Genomic DNA, 26,098 nt, shown 5'->3' with positions numbered 1-26,098 from the left:
GGTGGAACGGCGCAAGCCTGGGCACGGCGTTCGGGCTGATCGGCAAGGAACGCGTCGGCGAGGACGAGCTCGGCAACGTCTATTACACCGGCGGCAAGGATACTGCGGGCAACCCGCGGCGCTGGGTGATCTATGCCGGCGCCAACGACGCCAGCCGAGTGCCGCCCGACTGGTTCAGCTGGCTGCACCACCAGATCGACGACGTGCCCGACCGCGCGTTGCCGCCGCAGCGTCGGTGGGAGAAGCCGGCAGTGCCCAACATGACCGGCACCGCGCTCGCCTATCGGCCGCCCGGCGCGCTGGAGAAGGGCGGCAAGCGCGCGCCGGCGACCGGCGACTACGAAGCCTGGACCCCCGACGCATGAACCGGCGCCGCGTCGTCGGCATCGTGGCCGCGATGGCCGGTGCCGGCGCGGCAGGCTGGGCCGGCTATAACTGGTATCAGGGTCAGCACACCGCCGCGCCCACGGCGGCTGCGACCGCGCCCGCGACGACGCTCGACGAGGCACAGGTCGCGGGCAGCGTCGAGACGGTCGACGTGTCGGGCGACCCGACCAATCCGGAAGCCGGCACGACGCCCATGAAGGACCGCGTCGCGGTGCTTGGGTTGCTCAACAAGCGCAACGGCCAGGCGCGCGACGTGACGCTCAAGCCCGGCCAGGCGATGCGGATCGGCAATGTCGTCGTGCGGTTGCGCGCCTGCGAAGAGACCGCGCCGTGGGAGCAGGAGCATTATACCGGCGCGTTCGTCCAGCTCGATATCGGTCAGCCCGACGGGACGTGGAAGCGAGTCCATTCGGGCTGGCTGTACAAGGAGCGACCGTCGCTCAACGTCGTAATCGACCCGATCTACGACGTCTGGGTCAAGAGCTGCACGATGTCCTTCCCCGCCGCTGGCCCCGACACAGTGACGGCACCGTCCGAAAGCGGCGGCAGCCGGTCGAGCGCGCCGAAATCGCCCGGCGCGGCGCCCGCCGATGCGCCGCCGAGCGAGCCCTCGATCGCCGCGCCCAGCAACGCGACGTAATCGCCGCGCCCGATCTCGATCGCGCCAAGCGAGGCGAGGTGCGGGGTTTGGAACTGGCAGTCGAGCAAGGTGAACCCGCCGACCCGCAGCCGCGCGACGAGCCAGGCGAGCGCGACCGTCGAAGCGTCGGTCGCGCGGCTGACCATCGATTCGCCGAAAAACGCCTTGCCTAACGCCAGCCCGTAGAGCCCGCCGACCAACTCATCGCCATCCCAGCATTCGACCGAATGCGCGAAGCCGCGAAAATGGAGCGTCGTGAACGCGCTCTCGATCGTGGTGTTGATCCACGTGTCGGGCCGGTCGTCGGCGCTTTCGGCGCAGAGCGCGATGACATCCTCGAACGCGACGTCGGCGGTGACTCGGAAGCGGTTGGCGGCGATTGTCTTTTTCAGCGAGCGCGACAGATGAAACCCGTCGAGCGGCAGCACCGCGCGCTGGCGCGGCTCGACCCAATAGATTCCGGCGGCGTCGCGCGCGTCGGCCATCGGGAACACACCCACGGCATAGGCGCCGAGCACCAGATTGGGGTCGAGCACGTCGTACGAAGGCTCGGGCAAGTGCTTCACCGCACGGGCACCGCCAGCCATTGCTCGACCGCTCGCCACAAATGCGCGAAGGCATCGGCGGCGGGGGAACGCGCGGCAAACCGCCCAACCGGCGCGCGGCGGACGCTCATCTGCTCGACCACGCTGGCCATCGGGATCGCGGGCCAGCCGGGATGCGCCGCGACGGTGTCGGTATGGAGCCGGCGGCGGCGATCGACCATGACATGGACCGGCAGCACGCGCTTGGTGGTGCCGAGATAGCCGATCAATTCCTCGAACGCGCGTTGCGACAGCGGGGAGGGGATCACCGGCACGACGATCAGATCGGCGGCGCGCATCGCCTGCTTGTTGGTCTCGGTCAGCCCCGGCGGGCAGTCGAGCAGGATTCGGTCATAGTCCTTCGACAATCCCTTGAGCAGCTTCGCCAGCCGCTTCTTCTTGTCGAGTTCGTGAAACAGCAGATCCAAGTCGCGCAACGATGCGTCGGCGGCGATCAGGTCGAGCCGCGGCGTAGCGGTCTTGCGGATCAGTCTGTCGGGCTCGACGTCTTTGGAGAAGATCCAGAGCGCGTCGCCCTTCGATTTCTTGTCGGTCAGCAGGAAGCTGCTCGCGGCCTGCGGGTCGAGATCCCAGAGCAAGGTGCGGCGCGCCGATTGCACGGCGGCGCTCCAGGCCAGATTGACCGCCAGCGTCGTCTTTCCGACGCCGCCCTTCAAACTGTAGATTGCGATGGTGGCCATGGGTCAGGCCAAGGTGCCGGACCATGGTCCGGTATGCAACGGCCCGCGTCGCCGCGGGCCGTGCCAGGTGGGAATTACTTGCTGCAGCTCTGCTCGGGCTTGCCCGGCTGAGTCAGCTTGAACGAGCTGTCGGTCCCCGACAGCGCCCAGCCGCCATCGGCGGTCATCGGTTTGCCGGCGCCGCCGCTCAGCGTCACTGGCGAGGCATCGGAGGGCGACGCGACGGATGCGGTCATCGTGCCGTCCTTCTTCGCTTCGAAGAAGGTGACCTTCACCAGGCTGTTGTCGCCGTGGCAGCGATACGAGCCTTCGGTCTTGATCGCCGGCGGCAGTTCGATCGGGATTGTCGTGGCGACGGTGGTCGTGTTCTCGGCGGTCGAGTTCGCGACGGTGGTCGTCTCGGTTTTGGACTGACAAGCCGTGAGCGCCAGGAGCGCGACGGCGGTTGCGGAGAGGAGGGGGGTCTTCATAGGGCTTCAGCGATTGCCGAGAGAAAGCGATCCGTCAAGCGCTGTTCCGCATTGCAACAATTTGCGACACTTATTCGTGGAATTCGTCGAGGTCGGGGATGCGCCCGAACGCGATCTTGGTGCCGACGCGGTCGATTCGCCCGCCATGGAACGGACCGAGCGACACGGCATGGCGGCCGAACTTTTCGTTGAGGCGATCCATCGCCTTGCTGAGCGCGAGACCGCGAGTCTCGCGCGCCAGCGGGTCGTTGGGGTCGAGATGCGCGAACAAAGACGCCTGCTCGCCATTGACTGGCACCAGTTCGTTGAGCGTGACGCCGACCATCCGTACGCGCAAGCTGCCGTGGCGGCGCTTCCCCTCTTCGGCCAGCCGGGGGAAAAGCGCGTCGAGCGCCGCCAGCACTTGAAAGCTGTCCTGCGTCGCCGCCAGCTTTCGGCTGCACCGCCACACGCTCTTGTCGTCCTCGAATCGGACGTGGAGCACGAGCAAGCGGCTAACATATCCCTTGCGCCGCAACCGGCTCGACGCCTTGAGCGCGAGGCGGCGCGCGGTCAGCCGGACGGGCTCGATCCCGCGCTTGTTGGGCGACAGGACGTGGCTGTGTCCGATCGATCGCGTCTGGGTGGGCTTGTCGGGCAGGTCGACGCCGTGGAGCGCGTACCACAGCCGGTCGCCGTTGGTGCCGCCCCACGCATGGCCGGCGTCGCGCGGACGGCGCTCGCAAAGATCGCGAATGTCGTTCACGCCGTCGCGGGCGAGGCGGCGCTCCATGTTGGTGCCGATCCCGCAAATGTCCCGCAATTTCAGGTCGTAAAGCCGGTGAGGCAACTCGTCGGCGGTCAGCACCACCAGCCCGTCGGGCTTTTGCATGTCCGAGGCCAATTTGGCGAGCAGCCGGTTGGGGGCGATGCCGACCGACGAGGTCAGGCACTCGCCGACATTGGCTAGAATCCCCGCCTTGATGCGGCGGGCGAGCGCGATCGCGTGGTCGGGCGAATTCTCGTTGTCGAGCAACCGGCAAGCGACCTCGTCGATCGAGCAGACATGGGTGACCGGAATGTGCCGCCAGATTTCCTCGACGATCGCGTTGTGGAACACGACATATTGATCGTGCCGCGCGGGCGCGATCAGCAACTCGCGGCACAGGCGCTTGGCCTCCCAAACCGGCGTGCCTGTCAAAATGCCGTATTTCTTCGCCTCGATCGAAGCGGCGATCGCGACCGTCGTGTCCGACCCGACCGGCGCGACGATCAGCGGCTTGCCGCGCAGGGCCGGATCGAGTTGTTGCTCGACGCTGGCGAAGTAGGAATTGAGGTCGAGAAACAGCCAGCGCAGCGGGCGCGGTGGCAGCGTCACGTCGGGCGTAAGTTCGCGATGGATCGCCTCATCTTTTAACTTCGGCGCGAGGGCGGGCACCGTTGACACAAGGGCAACCGACTCGGACCGCTGAAAGTACATCTTGGAACATTAGCAGAACGAATGGTTGTGGGACATGTCTTATCGAACTGTGGGGCTTCGCTTCTCCTATCCGTGATAATAGCCGCGACCGACGCGTTCTTTGGCCGTTTCCTACAATGCCGCGCCCGGCTATGTGCTTAGGCTGGACAAAAGTTGGAACGCGAGGGGGGCTTGGGGGATGTCGGACATTACCGAGGAATTGGGGCGGCTGGCGGATTTGCGCGACCGCGGCGTGCTGACGCAGGAGGAGTTCGACCAGCAGAAGGCGATGCTGCTTAACCCGCCAACGGGCGGCGCTGCCCCGCCCAAACCAGCACCCGACCCCGTGGCATCACCGACCCCTGCCGTAGTCGCTGCTCCGGTCGCCACCGAGCAGGGGACCAAGCCGCGCCCGCCGGGCTACGCACCGCCCACGCCGGGCAGCAAGACGGCGCTCTTCGTCATCATCGGTGTGGGCGGGCTGATCGTCATCCTGCTGGCGCTATGGGCGGCGGGCGTGTTTCGGTCCTCCCGCACCACCATGACGAGCACGAACAGCGGAACGATGTTCTCGAACCTGTCGGCGCCGGTCACCAGCGCCACGTCGCTGGCGTCGAGCGACGCCGTCCCTGCGCCCGTCGCGCCGGCGGTTGCCGACGACTCATGGCTGATGGGCCAATGGGAGAATGTCGCGGCGCCCAGTTGCGCGCAATGGATGCGCTTCGGCACCGATCACAGTCTGGGCGACAACGCCAGCGGTAGCGGCACCTGGTCGCTCGTGACCGGTCCTGGTGATGGCTACACATTGTCGATGAACATCACCGGGACCGGCCTGCGTGAGGGACCGATCGTGCGCGATGAAAGCGCGGGGACCATCACGATGGGAGCCGCACCGAACACGATCACGTGGCGAAAGACGACCTGCTAGCGGCGGCCGGCGTTCAGCCACTCGCGGCACGCCGTCCAGGCCGCCTGTTTTGCGGCGATGCCGACGGTGTGCAGCGGGCTGCTCGACGGTAGCGCGATCAGCGGTAGGTCCACACCTGCGGTCTTCAACTGGCGCATCCCGATTGTCGCCGCGGTGCCGCCATTGAAGGCGATCGCGCGCAGATCGGGCAGCGTGGCGGCGAGGGCGGGGAGGTCGTTAGCCGCATGGTCGCGGATCGCGGCGTCGCTGCTGCCGGCGCGCGCAGCGCTGGCGATGACGTCCCACAGCCCGATCCGCGCCTCGCGTAACGCCGCCAGCCGCGCCTCGTAATCGAGCGCCGCCAGATCGACCCCCGTGACCGGCGATAGCAGCCGCCAGAACTGGTTCTGCGGATGCGCATAGTATCGCCCGGCCACCAGGCTGCGATCGCCGGGCAGGCTGCCGCAGATCAACAGCCGCGTGCGCGCATCGACCACCGGCGGGAAGGAATGCTTGAGCGTCATGTTATCCGCTTAGCCGGATGCCTTGCGCAGGCAATTGTTGAGCGGCGCGCAAGCCGCGCTATGGTGACCCGATTGGCGGCAGGGAGGGTGCGATGCGGCGGACAATATTGGCGGGGGCGAGTCTGATGGCGCTGGCGGCGTGCAGCGTTTCCTCGGACCCGGTCGGCGAGAATTCGGCCGGGTCGATCAAGACTACTGCGGTCGGCAATGTCGTTGCCACCATTCCCAGCCCGACGCCAACGCCGACCAGCGACGCTGTGTCGGTCGACAACGCTGCCTCATCGCTCGATGCGATGACCAATGATAGCATGTAAGCAACGCTGTCCCGGCCCCGCATTTATCGTCGGCCAATCCGCGCGCAGCCCCCACAATGAGAGATTGGGGCGGGCACAGCAGCCGTTGCTTGCTCCTACTGCCCGCCGGTCTATCTAACGCCTATGCCCATCACCCCCGACACGCTGTCGCTCATCGGCAATACCCCGCTCGTCCGCCTGAAAGGACCGAGCGAAGCGGCCGGCGCCGAGATTTTCGGCAAGTGTGAATTCGCCAATCCCGGCGCTAGCGTGAAGGATCGCGCTGCGCTTTATATCGTCGAGGATGCCGAGGAGCGCGGGCTGCTCCAACCGGGCGGGACGATCGTCGAAGGGACCGCGGGGAATACCGGGATCGGGCTCGCGCTGGTCGGCAACGCCAAGGGCTACAAGACGATCATCGTCATGCCCGAGACGCAAAGCCGCGAGAAGATGGACACGCTACGCGCGCTCGGTGCCGAGCTCGTACTGGTGCCCGCCGCGCCCTATGCCAATTGCGCGCATTTCGTGCACACGTCGCGCCGCATCGCCGAAGAAACCCCCAACGCGATCTGGGCCAACCAGTTCGACAACGTCGCCAACCGCCGCGCACACATCGTCGGCACCGCCGAGGAAATCTGGGACCAGATGGATGGGCGGATCGACGGCTTCACCTGCTCGGTCGGGACAGGCGGGACGCTCGCCGGGGTCGGGCTGGGACTCAAGGCCAAGGACGAGAAAGTGCGCATCGCGCTCAGCGACCCGCACGGCGCAGCGCTGTACGAACATTATGCGTGCGGAGAGCTGCGGTCCGAAGGATCGTCGGTGGCGGAAGGGATCGGGCAGGGGCGGATCACGGCCAATCTGGAGGGCGCGCCGATCGACACGCAATTCCGCATCTCGGACGCCGAAGGCTATCAATGGGTGCGGCGGCTGCTCGACGAAGAAGGGCTATGCCTAGGGCTGTCGTCGGGGATCAACGTCGCGGGCGCTGTGTTGCTGGCGAAGCAGCTGGGGCCGGGCAGCCGAGTCGTGACGATCCTGTGCGATACCGGATTTCGCTATCTTTCAACGCTCTACAACCACGACTGGTTGGTCGAAAAGGGATTAGTTCCCGCCTGATGCGGCGACCCGTGCTTTGGACAAGTTGGACAAACCTGGATCAAGTCGTTACATAAATGCCACACATGATAAAAACCGTGGTTCGCGATTCAATCCAGACGATGCAGCGCGTGAAGGTGGGGGTGATCGGCCTCGCCACCGTATTGCTGCTGATCGGGCTCGCCGCGACGATCTTCGGGATCGTCAGCCGGGAGCGGCCCGGCACCGCGATCGGTGCGCCCAAGGCCGATGTCGCGGCGAACCTGACGATGTCGAATGGAGCCGCCCCCGCGACCACGCCGACCAGCGAACCGCTTGCCGAACTCGGTGTCGCACCCGCAGCATCGTCGACTCCGGCCAAGCCGTGATCGTGATCGCCGCATGGGCGGTCCATGGGAAAGCCCCCCACCACCGACGCGAGTCGCGCCGATTCCGCCCGTTCCAGCTACCAAACGCGCCCTCCAGCACCGCGGGAAGGGGATATGGTTAAAGAATCTTGTTCAAGGATTAAAACGACTTAGCTGATCGCTAAGCCAGTTTCTCCATAAAAACCCAAAGATTACCATTGTGTCCCATGCTGTCCCTTGATACGCCAAGGGCAAGAAGAGGGGCGTCTTTACCCGTTTGATTCAAGTCGCGGCGGCGGCGGCGAGGGCCGCTCCGGCGGCGGGAAAGACGTGCGTGTTTTTGGGGTTGGGTGGGTATCGTGGCGGGACGCGGCATCTATACGGGGACGCAGTTGCAGCTTGTCGATGACAAGAGCCGCGTGTCGATTCCTGCCAAGTTCCGCGACGCGATCATCGCCAATAGCGATCCCGACACGCTGAAGGGCGGCCCCTCCGTCCGCATCAACGTCCACCACAAATATCAGTGCCTCGTCGGCTACGACCAGGCGCGATTCGGCGAAGAGATCGAGCGCGCTACCGCGGCGTCGCTCGACCGGCTCGACGAAAATGGCGATCCTGACGACAGCCTGCTGCGGCGCCTGTCGGGCGGCGGCGAGACGATCGGGTTCGATTCGACCGGCCGCTGCGTGCTGGTCGGCTGGCACAAGCGCAAGGCCAACATCACCAAGCACGCCTTCTTCTACGGATCGATTCACTATTTCGAAATCTGGGACCCCGAAACGCTGCTGGCCGACCCTCGCGCGCCGGAAGTGATGAAGGACGCGTGCCGCGGCGCGCTCGAAGAAAAGGGCCTGTTGTGAGCACGGCCACCCCCCACACGCCCGTGCTCCATACTCCTGTGCTTTTGGATGCGGTGATCGACGCGCTCCTCCCCACCCCGGGCGAGCTTCACGTCGATGCCACTTTCGGCACCGGTGGCTACACGCGAGCAATTCTCTCGCGTGGCGCCGCCGTGGCCGCCTTCGACCGCGACCCTAGCGCGATCGAGGGCGGCCAGCCGATGCTTGCGGCCGCCGACGGCCGGCTGACGTTGATCGAAGCGCCGTTCTCGGCGCTCGACAGCGAACTCGACGCGCGCGGCCTGACCCCGGTCGACGGCGTCGTGATGGATATCGGCGTGTCGTCGATGCAACTCGACCAGGCGACCCGCGGTTTCTCGTTCCAGGCCGACGGCCCGCTCGACATGCGGATGAGCCAGTCGGGCGAGAGCGCGGCGGATTTCCTCAACACCGCCGACGAAGGCGAGATCGCCGACGTCATTTATCAATATGGCGACGAGCCCAGGAGCCGCCGGGTGGCCCGCGCGATCGTATCCGCAAGACCCCTTACGCACACTTCCGAACTCGCCACGGTGGTGCGCAAGGCACTAGGCTATAAGCCGCACGATAAAAAAGACCCGGCGACGCGCACTTTTCAGGCGATCCGGATTCACATCAATCGTGAGCTTGGCGAACTGGCCGACGGGCTTGTTGCGGCGGAGCGCGTGCTCAAACCAGGCGGGCGGCTCGCGGTGGTGACGTTTCATTCGCTGGAGGATCGCTTGGTCAAGCGCTTCTTCCGCGAACGCAGCGGGTCGACGCCGGCGGGGTCGCGGCATTTGCCGCCGGCCACCGCCCCGGCGGATCCGAGTTTCGAGAATGTCGGACGCGCGGTGCGCGCGGACGAAGGCGAGATCGCGGCGAATCCTCGCGCGCGGTCGGCAACATTGCGGGTGGCGCGCCGAACGTCGGCGGCCCCTTGGGCGGGAGAAGCGTGATGGTGGTGGTCACTCGGTTTCGCTGGTTCGGCTGGTTCGTGCTCTGCGTGGGCGTGATCCTCGGCTGCTATTTGATGTCGTCGCGTGTCGCCGCCGAGCGTAACCGGCTGGCCGATGTCGAGCGCTCGATCGCCTCGACGCAGCGCGACATCCGCGCGCTCGAGACCGAGTTCGACACGCGCGCCAACCTCGCGCAGTTGCAGCGCTGGAACGGCGACACGCTCAAACTGTCGGCGCCGACCGCCGCGCAATATGTCCGCGACGACGGCCAGCTCGCGTCGCTCGGCATGGACGGCGACGGCCAGGTCCAGACCGCCGCCGCGGTGATCCCGAGTGCGCCGCTGCCCGGCGCCACGATCGAGACGACGCCCGCGTCCGCGGCCGATGCGATGCCCGTCGCCAAGGCCAAGCCCGCCAAGGCGGTACTCGCCACTGTCGCCAAGGCGCAGCCCGCGGTCGCGCGCTCGACCGTGAAGCCGCGCGCCGAAATCGCCATGCTCGATCGCCGGATCATGGGCGGCTCGTCGCTCGGCGACCTCATGCGCCGCGTCGGCAGCGAGGGCGGCCGGTAATGACCGCAATGCTCGCGCGGCCATTGTCGCCGCGCCGTCAGGCAGACGATCGCGGCCTCAACCGCGCCACCGCGCAAAAGCGGCTGATGATCATGATGCTGCTCTATGGCGGGGCGGTGTGCCTGGTGCTGAGCAAGCTCGCTTTTTTCGCGGTGTTTGCGGGGCCGGCATCGGCCAGCACGATGGCCGGGCGAGTTGCGCGCGGCGACATCGTCGACCGCAACGGCGCGCCGCTCGCGCGCACGATCGACGCCTGGGCGATCGGGGTGCACCCCGACGAACTGCTCGGCGACAAGCGCGACATCGCACAGCGGCTGGCCGGGATCCTCGGGATCGACCAGACCAAGATCTACGCGCAGCTATCGGGCACCAAATTCGCCTATATCGAACGCGATGCCTCGGCTTCGCTCGTCACCGAAGTCAACGCGATCGGCGAGCCGGCGTTGGTGTTCGAGCGCGAGCCGCAGCGGCTCTATCCGCAATCGGAGCTTGCCGCGCCGGTGCTCGGCTTTCTCGACATGGCCGGGCGCGGCGCGTCGGGGATGGAGCGCGCGCTCGACGCGCAACTGACCGACCCGGCCAGGAACGGCCAGCCAATCGCGCTGTCGATCGACCTGCGCGCGCAATCGGCGCTCGAAAACGAGCTCGGCCAGCAAGTCGTCGCGCTCAACGCCAAGGGCGGCGCAGGCGTGGTGCTCGACGTCCAGACCGGCGAGATCATGGCGCTGGCGTCGTTCCCTACCTTCAACCCCAACAATCCGGGTGCCGCGCCAGCCCCCGCGCGCACCGCCGACGGCCGTGAGATTCCGGGGCCGTTCTTCAACCGCGTGACCACGGCGGCGTACGAGCTCGGCTCGACCTTCAAGCCGATCACGATGGCCGCGGCGATCGACAGCGGTACCGTCACCTCGATGGCGCGGCGCTTCGACGCTACCGCGCCGCTCAAGATCGACGGGTTCACGATCCACGACCATGACGGCCAGAACCGCTGGCTCGATATCCCCGAGACGCTGATCCATTCGTCGAACATCGCGACCGCGCGGATCGCCGACGAGATGGGCGGCGACAAGCTGGCGCGGATGTTTCGGCTGATGGGGTTCGACCAGCCAATGCCGTTCGAGCTTCCGGCGCGCGGCCGGACGCTGTTTCCGCAGAAATTCAGCCGCATCACGACGATGACCGCAGGCTTCGGCCACGGCATCGCGGTGACGCCGCTGCACCTCGCCGCCGCCTATGCCGCGCTGGTCAACGGCGGCATCTGGCACCCCGCGACGCTGATGAAGGTCGCGCCCGGCCAGGCCGTCCCCGGCCGCCGCGTGATCAGCCAGGCGACCAGCGACCGCATGCGCCAGTTGCTCCGGCTGGTGGTGACGCAGGGCACCGGCAAGAATGCCGATGCCGCGGGCTTCCGCGTCGGGGGCAAGACCGGCACCGCCGAGGTCGCGACCGGCGGCGGTTATTCGAAAAAAGCCAACGTTTCGACGTTCGCGGCGGCTTTCCCGATGGACGCGCCGCGCTATGTGGTGATCGTGATGCTCGACTCGCCCGTCGGTAATGCCCAGTCGTTCGGCCAGACCACCGCCGCTTACACCGCTGCGCCCGTGGTCAGCCGCTTCATCCTGCGCGCCGGCCCGATGCTCGGCGTAATGCCTGACGCGCGGCGCGACATCGACGTGAGCGAGCTGCTGCCGTTGTTGTGGCGTGCCCCCGGGGCCAAACCGCAATCGATGGCGGATCCCGAATGAAACTCGGCGGGCTGGTGGCGGGCGGTGGCGACGCCAGCGTCACCGGCTTCGCGATCGACCACAGGAAAGTCGCGCCCGGTACCGTCTTCGGCGCGTTCGAAGGCGCCAGGGTAAACGGCGAGGATTATATTTCGGCGGCGGTCGCGTCGGGCGCGATCGCCATCGTCGCGCGTCCGGGGGTGAGCGTCGACGGCGCGCTGCACATCGCCGACGACAACCCGCGCCAGAAATTCGCGCACCTTGCCGCCGCGTTCTTCGCACCGTTCCCCGAGACCGCGGTCGCGGTGACGGGCACCAACGGCAAGACCTCGACCGTCGAGATGACTCGGCAATTGTGGCGGATGGCCGGGTTTCATGCGGCGTCGATCGGCACGCTCGGCGTTACCACGTCGGACGACAGCGTCTCGACCGGGCTGACCACGCCCGACGTCGTGACCTTCCTGTCGAACGTCGCCGGGCTGGCGCGCGAAGGCGTGACTCATGTCGCGTTCGAGGCGTCGAGCCACGGACTGTCGCAATACCGCACCGAGGGGCTGAAAGTGATCGCGGCGGCGTTTACCAACCTCAGCCGCGATCACCTCGATTATCATGGCGACATGGCGAACTATTTGACCGCCAAGCTGCGGCTGTTCTCCGAGGTGCTCGCCGATGACGGCACCGCGGTGGTGTGGGCCGACGATCCGCAGGCCGCGCGGGTGGTCGATCTCGCGCATGCGCGGCGGCAGTCGCTGATCACGGTTGGGGAACGCGGTGGTACGCTCCGGCTGGCCAGCCGCGATCCGACGTTGCTCGGGCAGGGGCTGGTGATCGAGGCCGAGGGGCGCGAGCATAAGGTCAATCTGCCGCTGATTGGCGCGTACCAGGCGGCGAACGCGCTGACTGCCGCCGGGCTGGTGATCGCAACCGGCGGCGATGTCGCGCAGACGATCCAGAACCTCGCGCGGTTGCAGCCGGTGCGCGGGCGGCTCGAGCGCGCGGTGATCAATCGCGCCGGCGCGCCGGTCTATGTCGATTACGCGCACACCCCCGACGCGCTGGAGGCGGCGATCGAGGCGTTGAAACCGCACACCGAAGGGCGGCTGATCGTCGTGTTCGGTGCGGGCGGCGACCGCGATCACGGCAAGCGCGAGTTGATGGGAGAGATCGCCGCGCGCTACGGCGACATGGTGATCGTGACCGACGACAATCCGCGGAGCGAAGACCCCGCCGATATCCGCGCCGAGGTGCTCAAAGGCGCGATCGGCGCGACCGAAATCGGCGACCGCCGCCGTGCGATCGGCGAGGCGGTGGCGATCGCCGGACCCGAAGACATCGTGCTGATCGCGGGGAAGGGACACGAGCAAGGGCAGATCGTCGGCGACCTGGTGCTGCCGTTCGACGACGTCACCGTTGCGCGCGAGGCCGCGGCGACGTGACATCATGGACTTCCGCCGCCATCGCCGACGCAACCGGCGGCGCCGCTTCGGCGGCGTTCGACGTTTCGGGCGTGACGTTCGATTCGCGCGAGGTCGGGCCCGGCGACCTGTTCGTCGCGCTGACCGGCGAGAGCACCGATGGCCACAAGTTTCTCGATCAGGCGTTCGAGCGCGGCGCGGCGGGCGCGCTGGTCAGCAAGAAGACCGCGCATCCCAACGTCCGCGTGGCGGACACGTTTGCGGGGCTGGAAGCGCTGGCCGAGGCCTCTCGCGCACGCACCAGTGCCAAGATAATCGGCGTCACCGGGTCGGCGGGGAAGACCGGGACCAAGGAGGCGCTGTTCGCCGCGCTCGACCGTTCGCCGAACAAGTCGGCGCATCGTTCGGTCAAGAGCTACAACAACCATACCGGCGTGCCGCTGAGCCTGGCGCGGATGCCGGCGGGCGTCGATTTCGGCGTGTTCGAGATGGGAATGAACCATCCCGGCGAACTCGCGCATTTGACGACACTCGTTCGCCCGCACGTTGCGATCGTCACCGCGATCGCCCCCGCGCACGCCGCGTTCTTCCCCGACGAAAGCGCGATCGCCGACGCCAAGGGCGAGATCTTCCAGGGGCTGGAGCCGGCGGGTGTAGCAATCGTTCCCTATGACAGCCCGCATCGCGAGCGGCTGATCGCAGCGGCCAAGCCTCATGCCGCCACAATCGTGACCTTCGGCATCGACGAAGGCGCCGACGTCGCTGCGCTGGAAGCGATCCGTGCTGGCAACGGCGGCACTTTCGTCACCGCTCGGATCGGAACCCGCGAGCTAAGCTATACCATTTCGCAACCCGGTCAGCATTGGGTGAGCAATTCGCTCGCGGTGCTGGCGGCGGTCGACGCGGTCGGCGGCGACCTTGCGCTGGCCGGGCTCGCGCTTGCGGAACTCGGCGGGCTGGCGGGGCGCGGTGACCGGTTCGCCGTGGCGGTGGGTGACGGTACCGCGCTGGTCATCGACGAAAGCTACAACGCCAATCCCGCGTCGATGCGCGCGACGCTCGCGGTGCTCGGCGCCGAAGAAGGCCGCAAGGTCGCGGTGCTCGGCGAAATGCGCGAACTCGGCGACAAATCGGACGGTTATCACGCCGACCTTGCCGGTCCGGTTCGTGACGCCGGCGTCCAACTGGTCATCCTGGTCGGTGAAGCGATGGCGCCGCTCGCCGAAGCGCTTGAGGGGCAGGTCGAAATCGTCCATGCCCCCGACGCCGCTGCCGCGCGCGACCGCCTGGTGGCGGAACTTCGCGCGGGCGATGCGGTTCTCATCAAGGGTTCGAACGGGGTCGGGCTGTCCGCATTGGTCGCGGCGCTCTGCGGTGGGAAAACGTAATGCTTTACTGGATCGCCGCGCAGCTCGGTTTCCCCCACGCCCTCAACCTGATCCGCTATCAGACGTTCCGCACCGGCGCGGCGGTGGCGACGGCGTTGATCATCGGCATGATCATCGGGCCAAAATTCATCGGCTGGCTGCGCATTCGCCAGGGCAGGGGTCAGCCGATCCGGTCCGACGGGCCGCAGACTCACCTCGCCAAGGTCGGCACGCCGACGATGGGCGGGTTGATGATCCTGACCAGTATGGCGGCGTCGATCCTGCTGTGGATGGATTTGAGCAACCCTTATGTCTGGGCGTGCCTGTTCGTGACGCTCGGGTTCGGGACGATCGGGTTTCTCGACGATTACGACAAGGTCAGGAAAGCGAGCACGGCGGGCGTTTCGGGCCGCATTCGGCTGGTCGGTGAATTCATCATCGCCGGGATCGCCAGCGCGATCATCATCCATACCAACGCCGACAACGGCACCCAGCTCTATCTGCCTTTCTACAACGGGCACGTGATAAATCTGGGCTGGTTCTACATCGCGTTCGCGGCGTTCACGATCGTCGGGTTCGGCAATGCAGTAAACCTGACCGACGGGCTCGATGGGCTCGCGACGATGCCGGTGATCATCGCCAGCGTGACGCTGATGATCATCGTGTATCTCGCGGGCAACGTGAAATTCGCCGATTATTTGGGGATCCCGCACGTGCCGCGTGTCGGCGACCTCGCGATCTTCTGCGGTGCGATGATCGGGGCGGGGCTCGCGTTCCTGTGGTTCAACGCGCCCCCGGCGGCGGTATTCATGGGCGATACCGGCAGCCTAGCTTTGGGTGGCGCGCTCGGCACGATCGCGGTGACGGCGCATCACGAACTGGTGCTCGGCATAATCGGCGGGCTGTTCGTGGTCGAGGCGATGAGCGTCATCATCCAGGTGTTCTGGTACAAGCGCACCGGCAAGCGCGTGTTCAAGATGGCGCCGATCCATCATCATTTCGAACAGCTCGGCTGGGCCGAGTCCACAGTGGTGATCCGCTTCTGGATCGTCGCGATAGTGCTCGCGCTGGCCGGCCTATCGACGCTGAAGTTGCGGTGATCACCAGCCCGGCCTGGCGCGACAGACGCTATGCGGTGCTCGGGCTGGCGCGGTCGGGCGCGGCAACGGTCGAGGCGCTGGTCGCGGCCGGTGCGGAGGTGTTCGCGTGGGACGCCGACGAAACCGTACGCAAGGCGGTGATCGAATATCATCCGCACGGGGTGACGCTGGCCGATACCGCGACGATGGATCTGACGGGGTTCGCAGGCGTGGTGGTGTCGCCCGGCGTTCCGCTCAACCGCCATCCGGTCGCGGCGAGAGCACGCGCGGCGGGCGTGCCGATCATCGGCGACATCGAATTGTTCGTGGAGGCGCGGAGCGAACTGCCGCCCCACCGCGTCGTCGGGATCACGGGGACCAATGGCAAGTCGACGACTACCGCGCTGATCCATCACATCGTCGAGACCGCCGGCGTCCCATCGCGGCTGGGCGGCAATATCGGCTTGCCGATTCTTGGCGAGGAGCCGCTGCCTGAAGGCGGAATCTATGTGATCGAACTGTCGAGCTACCAGCTCGATCTGACCTTCAGCCTCGATTGCGACGTCGCGGTGTTGCTCAACATCACCCCCGACCATCTCGACCGCTACGATGGGTTCGAGGGCTATGCCGCGTCGAAGGCCCGCCTGTTCGCGATGCAGTCGCCCGGCCACGACGCGGTGATCGGGATCGGGGACGATGCTTCGGCGAAGATCGCGCGCGGCCTGTCCGCACGTGCCGAACATCTCCACAAGATCGCACCGGGCGTGTGCATGGACCAGTCGCGCTGGCCGTCGCTGCAAGGCCCGCACAACGCGCAGAACGCGCTCGCCGCGATCGCCGCGTGCCAGGCGCTCAGTATTCCGGAAGCGGCGATCGACGCCGGGCTGGAAAGCTTCGCCGGCCTGCCGCACCGGATGGAGCGGGTCGGCGTCTTCAACGGCGTCGCCTATGTCAACGACAGCAAGGCGACCAATCCGGACTCGACCGCCCCCGCGCTCGCCGCGTTCGACCGCATTCACTGGATTCTCGGTGGCCAGGCCAAGACCGACAATCTCGACGCATGCCGCCCGGCGTTCGGGCATGTCCGCGCCGCGTACACGATCGGCGAGGCGGGGATGCTGTTCCGCGACCTGCTCGCCGACACAATTCCGACAACCTACGCCGGCACGCTGCCCGACGCGGTCGATCTCGCGCGCGCCGCGGCCGAACCGGGTGATACGGTGCTGCTGTCCCCCGCCTGCGCGTCGTTCGATCAGTTCCGCGATTACGAGGACCGCGGCGACACCTTCCGCGGACTGGTCGAGGCGATGTCGTGAGCACGCTGCCGGTCAAGGACGGCCTGATGACTCGCTTCGCCCGGCGCGGCGGGCGCGCCGACCGCTCGGCGCTGGGCGCATGGTTCTGGGACATCGACTGGCTGATCCTGATCCTGACCTTGTTCCTGATCGCGATCGGGCTGGTCGCGGTGGCGGCGGCGTCGCCCGCGACGGCGCAGCGTTATTCGGATGCGACGCATCATATGGCGCCGCTCTACTATTTCTGGCGGCAATTGATGTGGGTGTGCGTGTCGTTGCCGGTGCTGGTGATCGTCTCGATGCTGCCCGCCGAGCGCGCGCGTCGTCTGGCCTTGATCGGCTGTGCGGGATTTTTGGTCTGCCTGATGCTGGTGCCGATCGCCGGGGTGACGGTGAACGGCGCGCGGCGCTGGCTCGGCGTCGGCATTTCGCAATTTCAGCCGTCCGAATTCCTCAAGCCCTGCTTCATCGTCGCGACCGCATGGCTGTTGTCGCTCAAGGGCAAGGAAGGGCTGTCGGCAGGGATGCTCACGCTGCTGACCGGCGGGCTGACCGCGACCGTCGCGACATTGCTGATGCTCCAGCCCGATTTCGGCCAGACCGTCGTGTTCTGCGTGGTGTGGCTCGCGCTGCTGCTGATCTCGGGTGTGTCGACCCGCGCGATCCTGACGCTGGGAGGCGTCGCACTCGCAGGGGTGGTCGCGGCGTACGTTTTTTACGGCACCGCGCGCACCCGGATCGACGCGTTCCTGTTCCCGGGATCGTCCGACCCGGCCGAGCATTTCCAGGTCAATGCCGCGCGCGCGACGCTGACCGCGGGCGGCTGGCTCGGCACCGGTCCCGGCGGGGGACAGATGAAGTTCCGCCTGCCCGAGGCGCATACCGACTACATCTTCTCGGTGATCGGCGAGGAATTCGGGCTGATCGCGTGCGGGATCGTCGCGCTGATCTTCCTTGCGATCGTCGTGCGCGTGTTCGTCAAGCTATTGGACGAACAGGACGATTTCCGCCTCCTCGCTGCCGCCGGCCTCGCCATTCAGTTCGGCGCACAGGCGCTGATCTCCATGGCGGTGAACACCGGGCTCGCCCCGTCCAAGGGCATGACGATGCCGTTCATCTCGTACGGCGGGTCGTCGATGATCGCGCTGTCGGCGGGGATGGGGTTGCTGCTTGCCTTTACGCGCCGGAACCCGTTTGTGAGCCGCTCCCCCTATGTCGTGAAATGGAGCGGCGAATGACGAGAGTGCGGCAGTTCGTGTTGGCCGCGGGCGGCACCGGCGGGCACATGGTGCCGGCCGCCGCCTTGGCCGAGGAACTGAAGCGGCGCGGGCACCGCGTCGACCTGATCAGCGACGAGCGCGGCGTGCGCTTTCCCGGGCTGTTCGACGGGGTCGAGACGCATGTGCTGCCCGCAGGGCGGATGCAGGGCGGGCCGATAGGCTGGTATCGTGCGGGGCGGGCGATGCTCGCGGCGCGTGGTCAGGCGATCGAATTGTACGAGAAATTGAAGCCCGCGGCGGTGATCGGGTTCGGCGGCTATCCGGCGCTTCCGGCGCTGCTCGCGGCGTTCAACCGCAAGATCCCAACCGCGGTGCACGAGCAGAATGCGGTGCTCGGGCGCGTCAACCGGCTGGTCGCGGGGAAGGTCGATGCGATCGCCACGTCGTACGGCAAGGTCGAGCGGCTGGCGGAGAAATATCGCGGCAAAGTGATGCTAACCGGCAATCCGGTGCGCGACGAAGTGCTTGCGCTGCGCGACCGGCCCTATCCGATGCTCGAGGAGGACAGCATCTTTCGCGTGCTGGTGACGGGCGGCAGCCAGGGCGCGAGCGTCCTCTCGCAGGTCGTTCCCGACGGGCTCGCGATGCTCCCGGTCAATTTCCGCCGCCGCTTGCAAGTAACGCATCAGGCGCGGGTCGAGGATATCGACGCTGCGCGCGCCAAGTACGCCCAGCTGTCGATCGCCGCCGATCTGGCGACGTATCTGCCCGATCTGCCAGAGCATCTCGCCTGGGCGCACCTCGTCATCGCGCGCGCCGGGGCCTCGACGATCGCCGAGTTGACTGCCGCCGGGCGTCCCGCGATCCTCGTGCCCCTGCCGAGCGCGACCGACGACCACCAGACCGACAATGCCCGCGAAATCGCAGAGGCGGGCGGCGCGCGGGTGATCGCGCAGAGCCAGTTCACGCCCGTCGAGCTTGCCAAGCAGATGCAGAAGCTCGGGCTCGATCCCGAAGCGCTGCAGAACGCCGCCGCCCGCGCGCGATCGTGCGGGCACCCCGATGCTGCGCGCGACCTGGCCGACCTGGTCGAGAACATCAGCAATCCGGCGGGCGACATGCCGGTGGGTGCGGCGCAACCCGAACTCCCAAGCGGAGAGGCGGCGTTCGCATGACTGGCCTCAAAACAGACATCGGCGCGATCCACTTCGTCGGCATCGGCGGGATCGGCATGTCCGGCATTGCCGAGGTGATGCACAACCTCGGCTACAAGGTGCAGGGGTCGGACGTCGCCGAGAGCTATGTCATCCAATCGCTGCGCGACATGGGCATCGACGTGAAGATCGGCCACGCCGCGGACAATCTCGGCGACGCCGCGGTTGTCGTGACCAGCACCGCGATCAAGCGGGCCAATCCCGAGGTCGAGGCCGCGCTCGAACGGCGCATCCCGGTCGTTCGCCGCGCCGAAATGCTCGCCGAACTGATGCGGCTCAAATCGACCGTCGCGGTGGCGGGGACGCACGGCAAGACCACGACGACCAGCATGATCGCCGCGCTGCTCGACGCGGGCGGGATCGACCCGACCGTCATCAACGGCGGGATCATCAACAGCTATGGCTCGAACGCCCGGCTCGGCGACAGCGAATGGATGGTGGTCGAGGCCGACGAAAGCGACGGCAGCTTTCTGCGATTGGACGGCACGATCGCTGTCGTCACCAACATCGATCCGGAACATCTCGACCATTACGGCAGCTTCGACGCGATCAAGGACGCGTTCGTTCAGTTCATCGAGAACGTACCGTTCTATGGCGCGGCGCTGCTGTGCCTCGACCATCCCGAGGTGCAGGCGGTCCTCCCGCGCGTCCGCGACCGGCGGATCGTGACGTACGGCTTTTCGACCCAGGCCGACATTCGCGGGGTCAACGTCACCCCGATTCCCGGCGGCAACCGCTTCGAGGCGATCATCCGCCAGCGCGACGGCTCGGTCCGCTCGATCGAGCATATCGAGTTGCCGATGCCCGGCCGCCACAACGTCCAGAACGCGCTCGCCGCGATCGGCGTCGCGCTCGAAATGGGGGTGCCCGACAAGACGATCGAGAAGGGCTTCGCCAAATTCTCCGGGGTCAAACGGCGCTTTACCAAAGTCGGCGAGGTGTCGTTCGGCAAGCAGGGCAGCGCCGCGATCATCGACGATTACGGCCACCATCCGGTCGAAATCCGCGCGGTGCTGTCCGCCGCGCGCGAGGGTGTGGCCAACCGCGTTATCGCTGTGGTCCAGCCGCACCGCTTCACGCGGCTCGGCAATCTGATGGAGGAGTTCCAGCAAGCGTTCAACGACGCCGACATGGTGTACGTGACGCCGGTCTATGCCGCGGGCGAGCAGCCGATCGAGGGCGTCGACGCGCAGGCGTTGGTCGATGGACTGAAGCGCCGCGGGCATCGCTCGGCGGCGACGATCGGATCGGCTGAGGAGCTGGCCAAGGAATTGGCGGGCGTCGTCCAGCCGGGCGATATGGTTGTGTGCCTTGGCGCGGGTGACATTACGAAGTGGGCGGCGGGATTGGCCGCCGGGATCGAGGCGGCGCGGTGAGCGTCTGCTACGCCATGCCCCCGGTGCGCGGACGCCTGACGCACGGCGCGCCGCTGGCGCCGCTCGTGTGGTTCAAGAGCGGCGGCGCCGCCGAATGGCTGTTCGAGCCGGCGGATGTCGCCGATCTCGAAACCTTCCTCTACGCGCTTGACCCGTCGGTGCCGGTAATGGGGTTGGGCCTCGGCTCGAACCTGATCGTGCGCGACGGCGGCGTGCCTGGCGTGGTGGTTCGACTCGGCAAGGCATTCGCCAAGGTCGAGCGGCTCGACGACACCACGCTCAAGTGCGGCGGCGGCGCGCCCGGCATCCTAGTCACCTCCAACGCGCGCGATGCCGGTATCAGCGGTCTCGAATTCCTGCGCTCGATCCCTGGCACGGTCGGCGGGTTCGTGCGGATGAATGGCGGCGCCTACGGCCGCGAGGTCAAGGACGTGCTGGTCGAGGCGGAGGTCGTGCTGCGATCGGGCGAGCGGCGGACGCTGGCGCTCGGCGATCTTGGGTACACGTATCGTCACAGCGAACTGCCCGAGGGCGCGATCGTCGTTTCGGCGACGTTCCGGGGCCACCCGGCGGAGTCGGCGACAGTCCAGGCCGAAATGGACCGCATCGCCGCCGCGCGCGAAGCCTCGCAGCCGTTGCGCTCAAAGACTGGTGGTTCGACCTTCAAGAACCCCGAGGGCCACAAAGCCTGGCAATTGGTCGACGAGGCGGGTTGCCGGGGGTTGCGTCGCGGCGATGCGCAAGTATCGGAGAAACATTGCAATTTCCTTCTCAATCTCGGTGACGCGACGAGCGCGGATATCGAAGGCTTGGGTGAGGAAGTGCGTGAGAAGGTGAAGGCGAACAGCGGCGTGACGCTTGAGTGGGAAATCCAGCGCGTGGGGCAAGTCGCATGAGCCTTCACGTCGCAGTCCTGATGGGCGGCTGGTCGGCCGAGCGCGAGGTTTCGCTGATGTCGGGCAAGGGCATCGCCGAAGCACTCGAGTCGCTCGGGCACCGCGTCACCGCGATCGACATGGACCGCGATGTCGCCGCCAAGCTCGCCGAGGCCAAGCCCGATGTCGTGTTCAACGCGCTTCACGGCACCCCCGGTGAGGACGGTACGGTGCAGGGCATGCTCGACCTGATGGGGCTGAAATATACCCACTCGGGCATGGTCACCTCGGTGATCGCGATCGACAAGGTGCTGACCAAGCAGGCGCTCGTCCCGCACGGTATTCCGATGCCCGGCGGGCGCATCGTCAAGTCGGTCGAGGTGTTCGAGGGCGATCCGCTCAAGCGGCCGTACGTGCTCAAGCCCGTCAACGAAGGCTCGTCGGTCGGTGTCGCGATCGTCACCGATGAGGGCAATTACGGCCAGCCGATCGGCCGCGACGTCGCGGGGCCGTGGCAGGAATTCGAGGAATTGCTCGCCGAACCCTATGTGCGTGGCCGCGAGCTGACCACCGCCATTCTCGGCGGCAAAGCGCTTGGCGTAACCGAGCTCAAGCCCAAATCGGGCTGGTACGATTACGACGCCAAATATACCGACGGGATGACCGAGCACGTTTTTCCGGCGCAAATCCCCGACCACATCGCGGCTGCGTGCAAGCGCATCGCGCTGGAGGCGCACCGGCTGCTCGGCTGCAAGGGCGCATCGCGCTCCGACTTCCGCTGGGACGACGAGCGCGGCGAGGACGGGTTGTTCCTGCTCGAAGTGAACACCCAGCCAGGCATGACCCCGCTCAGCCTCGTTCCCGAACAAGCGCGGCATTGCGGCATCTCGTACCCCGAACTCGTCCAGATGATCGTCGACGAGGCGCTCGCATGAGCCGCCAGCCCACTCGCGCCCGGCCCAAGGGGCGCCCGACCCGTAAGAAGAAGACGTCGATCGTCGATCGCATTCTCGCGCGGATTCCCTTGAGCCACGTCGCGCTGCGGCGGATCGCGACTTGGACGATCGTAATCGTGGTGCTTGGCGGGGTGTACGTTGCCGGTAATTTGACGGGCATCAACGCGCGGGTCGGCACCGCGATCGCCGAGCAGGTCGGCAAGGCCGGTTTCCGCGTCGACCAGATCGAGGTGCGCGGCGTCAAAAGGATGGATGTCACCACAGTATATGCTGTCGCGCTCGATCAGAAATCGCGCGCGATGCCGCTGGTCGACCTCAACCTCGTCCGCGACCGCTTGCTGCAATATGGCTGGGTGCAGGACGCGCACGTCTCACGCCGGCTGCCCGACACGCTGTTGATCCGCATCGTCGAGCGCACGCCTGCCGCGGTGTGGCAGGATCACGGCGTGCTCAGCCTGATCGACCGTGATGGCGTCTATCTCGAGCCGGTCTCCGCCGACGCGATGCCCGATCTGCCGCTGGTGATCGGCCCCGGCGCCGACCGCCAGGAGCCGGCGTATCAAACATTGATGGTGGCCGCGCCCGCGCTCAAGCCCAAGGTGCGCGCCGCGACCTGGGTCGGCAACCGGCGCTGGGACCTATTGTTCGACAGCGGCGAAATCCTGTCGCTGCCCGAGGGCGACGACGAAGCGGCCAAGGCGCTCAAATTGTTTGCCGAGAAGGACGGGACCGACAAATTGCTCGGCAACGGCTATATCAAGTTCGACCTGCGCGACCCGACCCGGATGGTGGTGCGCAAGCCCGATCCGGGGATGCGCGCGCCGGCGCCCAAACCGAGCGCGACGGCAAAACCTGAAACGACCAAATCGGACCGCGCGGTGTCGCGCGACAACGTGTAAGGGGAGTAACGATGGCCAAGGCTGGACCCGAAGGACTGATCACGGCGCTCGATATCGGGTCGTCGAAGGTATCGGCGATGATCGCGCAAAAGGGCGACGGCGGCGAGCTGATCGTGCTCGGCACCGGCCAGCGCGAAAGCCGCGGGATCAAGCGCGGCTGCATCGCCGACATGGGCGCGACCGAAGTCGCGGTGCGCGAAGCGGTCGAGCAGGCCGAGCGGATCGCGCAGACCAATATCGAGAATGTCTGGGTCGGGTTTTCGGCGGGCGGGCTGGTCAGCGACGTCGCTTCGATCGAGTTCGAGATGGGCGGCCACCGGATCGAGCAATCGGACATCGACGCGCTGTTGCGGGCCGGGCGTGAATCGATCGACCCGGCGGGCCGCATGGTGCTCCATGCGCAGCCCGCGCTCTACACGCTCGACGGTATCACCGGGGTGAAGAACCCGCTCGGGCTCCACGCCGACCGGCTTGGCGTCCACATCCACGTCGTCGCCGCCGACGGGTCGCCGGTGCGCAATATCGGGCTGTGCGTTGCGAAATCGCACCTTGAGGTGAAGGCGATCATCGCCGCGCCGGTCGCGACGGGGCTCGCTTGCCTCAGCGCCGAGGAGCGTGAACTGGGCACGGCGTTGGTCGAAATGGGCGCCGGGATCACCAACGTCTCGCTGTTTGCGGGCGGGATGCTGGTCGGGCTGACCACGATCCAGATGGGCGCGGCGGATATCACCGACGATATCGCCTCGACCTTCGGCGCCAGCCGCAGCCAGGCCGAGCGGATGAAATGCTTCCATGGCTGCGCCAACGCGACGCCGCGCGACAATCACGAAGTGATCGAGATCACCCCGCTGAGCGAGGACGGCGCGGGCGAGGGCGCGCGCATCACCAAGGCGCAGCTGATCGCGGTGATCCGCCAGCGGCTCGAACTGCTGATGGGAGAGATCGGCAAGGCGCTGACCGCGATGAAGTTCGACGGCAATGTCGGTCGCCAGGTGGTGCTGACCGGCGGGGGGGCAGAGCTGAAGGGGATCGCGGATTACGCGCAGTCGGCGCTCGGTCGTTCGGTCCGGATCGGCCGCCCGCGCGGGCTGACCGGGCTGCCCGACGCGCATTCCGGGCCGGCGTTCGCAACGCTGTCGGGGTTGGTCCATCACGCCGCGACCGACCCGATCGATTTGCGGGCTTTATCGGCGGGCGACCATCAGGTCGTGCACCGACCGTCGCCATTCTCGATGGTGCGCCGCTTGATCCGAACGGCGCGGGCGAATTATTAACAAAATAAGTCAACCAACCCCTAATTGTAGTGGATAGTGATGGGGTGTTGGTGCAAGGTGTAGTGGGCATAGGGTGTTCCCCGGTAATTTTTGCGGGAACATGACGGAGACAGTGATCATGGTCGAATTTCTTCCCCCGGAAGTGGACGAGCTGACCCCGCGGATCGCGGTGATCGGCGTGGGTGGCGCGGGCGGCAACGCGATCGCGAACATGATGAAGAACGACGTCCAGGGCGTCGATTTCCTGGTCGCCAACACTGACGCACAAGCGCTTCGGCAGTCGGGCGCCAGCCAGAAGATTCAGCTCGGTGCGAAGATCACGCAGGGCCTCGGCGCGGGTAGCCGTCCGGAAATCGGGCGCGCGGCCGCCGAAGAGACGATCGACGCGGTGGCCAAGACGCTCGAGGGCGCACACATGTGCTTCATCGCGGCCGGTATGGGCGGCGGCACCGGCACCGGCGCGGCGCCGGTCATTGCCAAGACCGCACGCGATATGGGCATCCTGACCGTCGGCGTCGTCACCAAGCCGTTCAGCTTCGAGGGCAGCCGCCGCGCCAAGGCGGCCGATGCGGGGATCGAGGAACTGCAGAAGTATGTCGATACGCTGATCGTCATCCCGAACCAGAACCTCTTCCTCGTCGCCAACGCCAACACGACCTTCAAGGAAGCGTTCGAGATGGCCGACGAGGTGCTCCAGCAGGGCGTTCGCGGCATCACCGATTTGATGGTCATGCCCGGCCTGATCAATCTCGATTTTGCCGATGTCCGTTCCGTGATGCAGGAGATGGGCAAGGCGATGATGGGCACCGGCGAAGCGTCGGGCGACAATCGCGCGATCGAGGCGGCGTCGAAGGCGATCGCCAACCCGCTGCTCGACGGCGTCAGCATGAAGGGCGCCAAGGGCGTCATTGTGTCGATTACCGGTGGCGAGGACATGCGGCTGCTCGAAGTCGACGAAGCCGCGAACCATATCCGCGAATTGGTCGACGAGGACGCCAACATCATCTGGGGCTCGGCGTTCAACCCCGACCTCGAAGGCAAGATCCGCGTCTCGGTCGTCGCGACCGGGATCGAAGCCGGTGCCGTCGGTGCGGCCTCGCCCGAGCCGGCGACGCGCGCTTTCTCATTCGGCCGCCGCAGCGAAGCTGTCGCGCCGGTGACGGTGCCCGACGCGGCCGTCGAGCCGACGCCCGAACCCGAAGTTGCCGCCGCGGCCGATGCCGAGCCGCATGAGCTGTCGCAAACCACCGACGACGCCTCCGAGCCGGTCGAGGATGCCGTCGCCGACGAGCCCGCCGCCGACGCCGACGAGCTGGTGCTCGACAGCGGTGCCGAAGTCGAAACCGCGCCGGTCCGCCTGTCGTTCGGCGACGAGGATCTGGTCGGCACCGAGGCCGGCGAATTGTCGCTCGGCAGCGAGGACAGGATCGAGGACGGTGCAACGATCGCCGCCGGCGACGACGATGAGCCCGCGGCGCCCAAGGTCAAGATGGGCGGGACGCTGTTCGAGCGCATGCAGAGCGTCGCGCGCGGCGCGTTCGGCGAGTCCGAGCCCGAAGCCGAAAAGGATTCGCTCGACATTCCGCGCTTCCTTCACCGCCAGAACAACCAGTAATTCCCATTTAGA

Annotated in this window: 26 protein-coding genes and 1 pseudogene; 22 read left to right on the top strand and 5 right to left on the bottom strand. The window is 66.8% G+C overall.

The window, feature by feature from the left end:
- The coding region (locus tag JWM94_RS06905) for an NADH:ubiquinone oxidoreductase subunit NDUFA12 (RefSeq protein WP_299424120.1) at nucleotides 1-365 on the top strand (365 nt) is incomplete at its 5' end.
- Nucleotides 362-814: pseudogene (locus JWM94_RS16105) on the top strand (DUF2155 domain-containing protein); the annotation flags it as partial. The gene JWM94_RS06905 and the pseudogene JWM94_RS16105, both read left to right, overlap by 4 nt.
- 35 nt (nucleotides 815-849) lie before the next feature.
- On the opposite strand, the gene aat reads toward JWM94_RS16105, so the two are convergent.
- From aat to JWM94_RS06880, 4 genes are all read right to left on the bottom strand, one after another.
- On the bottom strand, nucleotides 850-1,614 hold the full coding sequence (gene aat, locus JWM94_RS06895) for a leucyl/phenylalanyl-tRNA--protein transferase (RefSeq protein ID WP_299424117.1): 765 nt from the start codon (nucleotides 1,612-1,614) through the stop codon (nucleotides 850-852).
- Nucleotides 1,590-2,312 (bottom strand): ParA family protein, encoded by a 723-nt coding sequence (locus JWM94_RS06890; protein ID WP_299424115.1) that lies wholly within the window; start codon nucleotides 2,310-2,312, stop codon nucleotides 1,590-1,592. Before JWM94_RS06890 ends, aat begins: the two co-directional genes overlap by 25 nt.
- A 74-nt stretch (nucleotides 2,313-2,386) precedes the next feature.
- Nucleotides 2,387-2,782 carry a hypothetical protein gene (locus JWM94_RS06885; protein ID WP_299424114.1) on the bottom strand — a complete coding sequence of 132 codons (396 nt, stop codon included), beginning with the start codon at nucleotides 2,780-2,782 and terminating at the stop codon, nucleotides 2,387-2,389.
- A gap of 70 nt (nucleotides 2,783-2,852) precedes the next feature.
- Complete coding sequence (locus JWM94_RS06880; protein ID WP_299424112.1) at nucleotides 2,853-4,199, bottom strand: type VI secretion protein ImpB; 1,347 nt, start codon at nucleotides 4,197-4,199, stop codon at nucleotides 2,853-2,855.
- A gap of 220 nt (nucleotides 4,200-4,419) precedes the next feature.
- Here JWM94_RS06880 and JWM94_RS06875 point away from each other — a divergent pair, with 220 nt between their 5' ends.
- Nucleotides 4,420-5,148: an SHOCT domain-containing protein gene (locus JWM94_RS06875; RefSeq protein ID WP_299424108.1), complete on the top strand. Its 729-nt coding sequence runs from the start codon at nucleotides 4,420-4,422 to the stop codon at nucleotides 5,146-5,148.
- Here the strand turns inward: JWM94_RS06875 and JWM94_RS06870 are convergent.
- Nucleotides 5,145-5,651 carry a DNA-deoxyinosine glycosylase gene (locus tag JWM94_RS06870; protein ID WP_299424104.1) on the bottom strand — a complete coding sequence of 169 codons (507 nt, stop codon included), beginning with the start codon at nucleotides 5,649-5,651 and terminating at the stop codon, nucleotides 5,145-5,147. The genes JWM94_RS06875 and JWM94_RS06870 overlap by 4 nt on opposite strands.
- A 92-nt stretch (nucleotides 5,652-5,743) precedes the next feature.
- Between JWM94_RS06870 and JWM94_RS06865 the strand changes: the two genes are divergently transcribed.
- The 19 genes from JWM94_RS06865 (at nucleotide 5,744) to ftsZ (ending at nucleotide 26,086) form a co-directional block, all read left to right on the top strand.
- On the top strand, nucleotides 5,744-5,965 hold the full coding sequence (locus JWM94_RS06865; RefSeq protein WP_299424101.1) for a hypothetical protein: 222 nt from the start codon (nucleotides 5,744-5,746) through the stop codon (nucleotides 5,963-5,965).
- A gap of 123 nt (nucleotides 5,966-6,088) precedes the next feature.
- Entirely contained in the window at nucleotides 6,089-7,063 is a 975-nt protein-coding gene (locus JWM94_RS06860; RefSeq protein ID WP_299424097.1) for a cysteine synthase A, read from the top strand.
- A 77-nt stretch (nucleotides 7,064-7,140) separates the two neighbouring features.
- On the top strand, nucleotides 7,141-7,410 hold the full coding sequence (locus JWM94_RS06855; protein ID WP_367185871.1) for a hypothetical protein: 270 nt from the start codon (nucleotides 7,141-7,143) through the stop codon (nucleotides 7,408-7,410).
- A gap of 338 nt (nucleotides 7,411-7,748) precedes the next feature.
- Complete coding sequence (locus tag JWM94_RS06850; protein ID WP_299424093.1) at nucleotides 7,749-8,249, top strand: hypothetical protein; 501 nt, start codon at nucleotides 7,749-7,751, stop codon at nucleotides 8,247-8,249.
- Entirely contained in the window at nucleotides 8,246-9,205 is a 960-nt protein-coding gene (gene rsmH, locus JWM94_RS06845; protein ID WP_299424089.1) for a 16S rRNA (cytosine(1402)-N(4))-methyltransferase RsmH, read from the top strand. Before JWM94_RS06850 ends, rsmH begins: the two co-directional genes overlap by 4 nt.
- The gene (locus tag JWM94_RS06840) at nucleotides 9,205-9,777 is read left to right on the top strand and encodes a hypothetical protein (RefSeq protein WP_299424085.1); all 573 of its coding nucleotides are present in this window, start codon (nucleotides 9,205-9,207) and stop codon (nucleotides 9,775-9,777) included. Before rsmH ends, JWM94_RS06840 begins: the two co-directional genes overlap by 1 nt.
- Entirely contained in the window at nucleotides 9,777-11,522 is a 1,746-nt protein-coding gene (locus JWM94_RS06835) for a penicillin-binding protein 2 (RefSeq protein WP_299424084.1), read from the top strand. Before JWM94_RS06840 ends, JWM94_RS06835 begins: the two co-directional genes overlap by 1 nt.
- The gene (locus JWM94_RS06830; RefSeq protein WP_299424080.1) at nucleotides 11,519-12,937 is read left to right on the top strand and encodes a UDP-N-acetylmuramoyl-L-alanyl-D-glutamate--2,6-diaminopimelate ligase; all 1,419 of its coding nucleotides are present in this window, start codon (nucleotides 11,519-11,521) and stop codon (nucleotides 12,935-12,937) included. The genes JWM94_RS06835 and JWM94_RS06830 overlap by 4 nt, the downstream gene beginning before the upstream one ends.
- Nucleotides 12,934-14,304 carry a UDP-N-acetylmuramoyl-tripeptide--D-alanyl-D-alanine ligase gene (murF, locus tag JWM94_RS06825; protein WP_299424076.1) on the top strand — a complete coding sequence of 457 codons (1,371 nt, stop codon included), beginning with the start codon at nucleotides 12,934-12,936 and terminating at the stop codon, nucleotides 14,302-14,304. Before JWM94_RS06830 ends, murF begins: the two co-directional genes overlap by 4 nt.
- Nucleotides 14,304-15,383, top strand: a complete 1,080-nt coding sequence (gene mraY / locus JWM94_RS06820; RefSeq protein WP_299424072.1) for a phospho-N-acetylmuramoyl-pentapeptide-transferase — start codon at nucleotides 14,304-14,306, stop codon at nucleotides 15,381-15,383. The genes murF and mraY overlap by 1 nt, the downstream gene beginning before the upstream one ends.
- Nucleotides 15,380-16,678 carry a UDP-N-acetylmuramoyl-L-alanine--D-glutamate ligase gene (gene murD / locus JWM94_RS06815; protein ID WP_299424069.1) on the top strand — a complete coding sequence of 433 codons (1,299 nt, stop codon included), beginning with the start codon at nucleotides 15,380-15,382 and terminating at the stop codon, nucleotides 16,676-16,678. The genes mraY and murD overlap by 4 nt, the downstream gene beginning before the upstream one ends.
- A 26-nt stretch (nucleotides 16,679-16,704) precedes the next feature.
- Nucleotides 16,705-17,895: an FtsW/RodA/SpoVE family cell cycle protein gene (locus JWM94_RS06810; RefSeq protein ID WP_299424131.1), complete on the top strand. Its 1,191-nt coding sequence runs from the start codon at nucleotides 16,705-16,707 to the stop codon at nucleotides 17,893-17,895.
- Complete coding sequence (gene murG, locus JWM94_RS06805; protein ID WP_299424065.1) at nucleotides 17,892-19,052, top strand: undecaprenyldiphospho-muramoylpentapeptide beta-N-acetylglucosaminyltransferase; 1,161 nt, start codon at nucleotides 17,892-17,894, stop codon at nucleotides 19,050-19,052. Before JWM94_RS06810 ends, murG begins: the two co-directional genes overlap by 4 nt.
- Entirely contained in the window at nucleotides 19,049-20,467 is a 1,419-nt protein-coding gene (murC, locus tag JWM94_RS06800) for a UDP-N-acetylmuramate--L-alanine ligase (RefSeq protein ID WP_299424062.1), read from the top strand. The genes murG and murC overlap by 4 nt, the downstream gene beginning before the upstream one ends.
- A gap of 14 nt (nucleotides 20,468-20,481) precedes the next feature.
- Entirely contained in the window at nucleotides 20,482-21,363 is an 882-nt protein-coding gene (murB, locus tag JWM94_RS06795) for a UDP-N-acetylmuramate dehydrogenase (RefSeq protein WP_299424128.1), read from the top strand.
- Nucleotides 21,360-22,277 (top strand): D-alanine--D-alanine ligase, encoded by a 918-nt coding sequence (locus JWM94_RS06790; RefSeq protein WP_299424059.1) that lies wholly within the window; start codon nucleotides 21,360-21,362, stop codon nucleotides 22,275-22,277. The genes murB and JWM94_RS06790 overlap by 4 nt, the downstream gene beginning before the upstream one ends.
- The gene (locus JWM94_RS06785; RefSeq protein WP_299424055.1) at nucleotides 22,274-23,197 is read left to right on the top strand and encodes a cell division protein FtsQ/DivIB; all 924 of its coding nucleotides are present in this window, start codon (nucleotides 22,274-22,276) and stop codon (nucleotides 23,195-23,197) included. The genes JWM94_RS06790 and JWM94_RS06785 overlap by 4 nt, the downstream gene beginning before the upstream one ends.
- Nucleotides 23,198-23,208: 11 nt before the next feature.
- Nucleotides 23,209-24,471: a cell division protein FtsA gene (gene ftsA, locus JWM94_RS06780; RefSeq protein ID WP_299424052.1), complete on the top strand. Its 1,263-nt coding sequence runs from the start codon at nucleotides 23,209-23,211 to the stop codon at nucleotides 24,469-24,471.
- A 115-nt stretch (nucleotides 24,472-24,586) separates the two neighbouring features.
- A complete protein-coding gene (gene ftsZ / locus JWM94_RS06775) occupies nucleotides 24,587-26,086 on the top strand; it encodes a cell division protein FtsZ (protein WP_299424126.1) in 1,500 nt (499 codons plus the stop codon).
- Nucleotides 26,087-26,098: the final 12 nt, after the last annotated feature.

The organism is Sphingomonas bacterium (assembly GCF_028289855.1).
Classification (GTDB): Bacteria; Pseudomonadota; Alphaproteobacteria; order Sphingomonadales; family Sphingomonadaceae; genus Sphingomonas.
Note: the sequence above shows the minus strand (reverse complement) of the source record. Positions and strands in the feature narration are given on the sequence as shown.

Coding starts and splice junctions, on each gene's coding strand:
- aat (WP_299424117.1), bottom strand. CDS start 1,614: ATGGCTGGCGGTGCCCGTGCGGTGAAGCACTTGCCCGAGCCTTCGTAC.
- JWM94_RS06890 (WP_299424115.1), bottom strand. CDS start 2,312: ATGGCCACCATCGCAATCTACAGTTTGAAGGGCGGCGTCGGAAAGACG.
- JWM94_RS06885 (WP_299424114.1), bottom strand. CDS start 2,782: ATGAAGACCCCCCTCCTCTCCGCAACCGCCGTCGCGCTCCTGGCGCTC.
- JWM94_RS06875 (WP_299424108.1), top strand. CDS start 4,420: ATGTCGGACATTACCGAGGAATTGGGGCGGCTGGCGGATTTGCGCGAC.
- JWM94_RS06870 (WP_299424104.1), bottom strand. CDS start 5,651: ATGACGCTCAAGCATTCCTTCCCGCCGGTGGTCGATGCGCGCACGCGG.
- JWM94_RS06865 (WP_299424101.1), top strand. CDS start 5,744: ATGCGGCGGACAATATTGGCGGGGGCGAGTCTGATGGCGCTGGCGGCG.
- JWM94_RS06860 (WP_299424097.1), top strand. CDS start 6,089: ATGCCCATCACCCCCGACACGCTGTCGCTCATCGGCAATACCCCGCTC.
- JWM94_RS06840 (WP_299424085.1), top strand. CDS start 9,205: ATGGTGGTGGTCACTCGGTTTCGCTGGTTCGGCTGGTTCGTGCTCTGC.
- JWM94_RS06835 (WP_299424084.1), top strand. CDS start 9,777: ATGACCGCAATGCTCGCGCGGCCATTGTCGCCGCGCCGTCAGGCAGAC.
- JWM94_RS06830 (WP_299424080.1), top strand. CDS start 11,519: ATGAAACTCGGCGGGCTGGTGGCGGGCGGTGGCGACGCCAGCGTCACC.
- mraY (WP_299424072.1), top strand. CDS start 14,304: ATGCTTTACTGGATCGCCGCGCAGCTCGGTTTCCCCCACGCCCTCAAC.
- JWM94_RS06810 (WP_299424131.1), top strand. CDS start 16,705: ATGACTCGCTTCGCCCGGCGCGGCGGGCGCGCCGACCGCTCGGCGCTG.
- murG (WP_299424065.1), top strand. CDS start 17,892: ATGACGAGAGTGCGGCAGTTCGTGTTGGCCGCGGGCGGCACCGGCGGG.
- murC (WP_299424062.1), top strand. CDS start 19,049: ATGACTGGCCTCAAAACAGACATCGGCGCGATCCACTTCGTCGGCATC.
- murB (WP_299424128.1), top strand. CDS start 20,482: ATGCCCCCGGTGCGCGGACGCCTGACGCACGGCGCGCCGCTGGCGCCG.
- JWM94_RS06790 (WP_299424059.1), top strand. CDS start 21,360: ATGAGCCTTCACGTCGCAGTCCTGATGGGCGGCTGGTCGGCCGAGCGC.
- JWM94_RS06785 (WP_299424055.1), top strand. CDS start 22,274: ATGAGCCGCCAGCCCACTCGCGCCCGGCCCAAGGGGCGCCCGACCCGT.
- ftsA (WP_299424052.1), top strand. CDS start 23,209: ATGGCCAAGGCTGGACCCGAAGGACTGATCACGGCGCTCGATATCGGG.